Source organism: Arachidicoccus sp. (assembly GCF_050436765.1).
Lineage (GTDB): Bacteria > Bacteroidota > Bacteroidia > Chitinophagales > Chitinophagaceae > Arachidicoccus.
The window spans coordinates 8,376-11,026 of sequence record NZ_JBNQGD010000201.1 but is presented as its reverse complement, the minus strand read 5'-3'; the positions used below and the strand labels follow the sequence as shown (position 1 = coordinate 11,026).

Here is a 2,651-nt window from a genome sequence, read left to right as displayed (position 1 = left end):
TATGCTGTTCTTGAATTAACGGCATTTTCTTATTTTTACAAAAGCATTATGCTAGAGAAAATAAGTAGGATTTTTGAGGTTTTTGAATTTCAACATTTTAAAAAGATAAACAGTTTTCTCAGCATTGGACACGAGAATTTTGGCATTTATTTTATGAGCCTGAGAAATTTTTTGACCAATAAAAAATTATTCAATCTAAAATTTGAACCAAATTATTTGCCGATTCCTATATTCGTAAATGCAGATTACTTGAATAATCAGAGAAAAATTGAGTTTACAAACAGAACACTTAAAACCATTAATGTTTGTTGGATTAGCAGGTTAGATAAAGATAAAATTAAAATATTGATTTTAGTTTTAAATGACGTACTAACTTATAATCGCGATGCTGAAAATAAAATTGTTTTACATGTTATAGGAAACGGAGAAGATCTAAGTAAATTAGAAGGTTTTAAAGAGAGACTGGGCCGAAATTTAATTATGCCAGGGGTGATTCAGGGCAGAAGCTTATCGGATTATCTACAAAAAGAAAACATAGACTTTGGAATTTCAATGGGCACTTCTGCTTTGGAATTCTCAAGCAGAAGAATTCCGGTATTATTAGCACCTTCAACAACTGAATATAGTTTTTTTAAAAATAGACAGAAAAAGTATTTGTGGTTGTTTGATTGCTTTGGATTTGATTTGGCTGTTGAAAGGTTCCATGTAAGTAATAAATTATATTCAATTGACGAAGTGAATGAAAGTATGGAGCGCATTCATGAATTTGGAAGGAGATGTTTTGATTATACTGTTCAAAATCATGATTTCGAAAGTATATATGATAAATTTAAAGTTGGAGTTTTTAGATCAACCTTTACATATACAAATTTTTTATCAAGCGGCTTGTTGAAAGCTGGGCGTTTTCAAAGAATTTTGTTCTCCGTGAAGAGATTATTTAAAAGAATTGTGTCTTAGTTAATAAATTGATTAAAATTATTTAATTAAAATTCATTTTCATTATATGAATTTTCAAGGGTGACTATAGTAATATTAAATATACGATGAGATTAAAAGCCATAAAAGAGAATTTTACTTTATTTTTTATTGCCTTTTTTAGTTTTTCTGGATATAATGCAGGATTGGCAATAATAATTGGACTAGGATTAAATACTACCATAGTATATTCAATTCCCTTAAGGATATTTTCATCATTATTGATGATACATTATATTTTTAAACATTACAATAATTTAAAAAGTAGAAATATTTCGTCAAGGAAAACAAATATTTTAATTACCCTCAAGATTTTTGCAGTACTTTATATTATTAAAATAATATTGTCTTTTGGAATATTTGGACCTCTTATGCCATATAGTCTTAAATGGTTTGAATATGTACTTTACTTTTTGAACTTTTGTGTATTGCCTTTTTTTATGTTTAGTTCAATTGATTTTAATGATAATAATAAGAAAGTAATTCTGGATGCCTTAATTCTTTCGGGTTTTATGATGGCTCTTGTGTGTATTTTTGAATATAAGGCGACAATTTTTTCTGGCCATATGGGGCGCTTAGGGATGAATAGGGATGAGGGAAATACGCTAACTCCATTGGCCCTGTCGTATTCGGCTTCCTTAACTATTATGCTATGCATATTTCAGATTTTATATAAAAAAGGCATGACCTTTAAATATAAAATTTATACTGTCATAAATATTTTATTAAGTATAATATTGTTTTTATTGGGGTCCTCCAAAGGATCGATCTTGGCAATTATATTATGCATTCCACTTTTTTTTGTGTACAGTAAAGTTGCAACTAAGTTAAAACTCATTTTAATATTTAGTATATGTGTTCCTTTACTAGTATATGGTGTTGCCGTTTCAGGAAGCCTTTTATTTGACAGATTGCAATTTACAGAAGATAATGGAGACATAACAAGAGGGGTACTTTGGGATGCTGCGAAAAGAGAGTTTTGGCAACACCCGATTATAGGAGGAAGAATTGAAGTTTCTAGTATTTACCCACATGAGATTTTCTTGGAAATCTTAATGGCAACGGGTGTCGTTGGGGTGTTGCTATTCCTTTATGTTCTTATAGGCGCATTCAAGAGATCGGCATATATGTGTAAACGAGATTATTCGAATATTTTCATCTTCATTATCCTAATACAAGGACTGGCACAATCTTTGGTTTCGGGAGCGCTTTATGTTTCAATCCTAATTTTTTTACCGATGGGTCTCATATTTGCATCCTATAAAAAAAATAACTTGAACTTGAATTAATTGTTTTACTCTAATTCAATTTGCTAATTTTGTATTAGTTGTAATTCTTTATAACATTATTCAAACAAACAAATTTCATATATTAAAAATTTTATCATGAAAAATTTTTTTAGAAATTATTTCTTATTTATATTATTTAGTTTGTTTTTTGTAAAGGCAACTGGGGAGAAAAAAACAAATATATATGGATATAATAACAATATCAGATTATATTTAACTTCTGGTTTAATAGATGCAAGTGTTCGAAATTATATGAATTCAAATGGCATAGGAGAAGTTAAAATAATCGGTCAGGCTGCAATAGACCCAAAAAATAATTTGACTTTAAATGTAGAATTATTGAAAAGGGGTATTTTATTGAAATTTCCACGTGTAAGTGGAAAAGGT

Annotated in this window: 3 protein-coding genes; all 3 read left to right on the top strand. The window is 28.7% G+C overall.

Annotated features, from left to right (window positions below):
- A partial coding sequence (locus tag ACQR30_RS08965) for a hypothetical protein (protein WP_429734192.1) occupies positions 1–957 on the top strand: 957 nt, incomplete at its 5' end.
- 86 nt (positions 958–1,043) lie between these two features.
- On the top strand, positions 1,044–2,264 hold the full coding sequence (locus tag ACQR30_RS08960; RefSeq protein ID WP_429734190.1) for an O-antigen ligase family protein: 1,221 nt from the start codon (positions 1,044–1,046) through the stop codon (positions 2,262–2,264).
- Between the two features lie 96 nt (positions 2,265–2,360).
- Positions 2,361–2,651, top strand: a 291-nt coding sequence (locus ACQR30_RS08955) for a hypothetical protein (RefSeq protein WP_429734188.1), incomplete at its 3' end; no start/stop codon positions are given.

Excerpts from the sequence above, each read along its gene's own strand:
- ACQR30_RS08960 (WP_429734190.1), top strand. The coding sequence starts at position 1,044 with ATGAGATTAAAAGCCATAAAAGAGAATTTTACTTTATTTTTTATTGCC.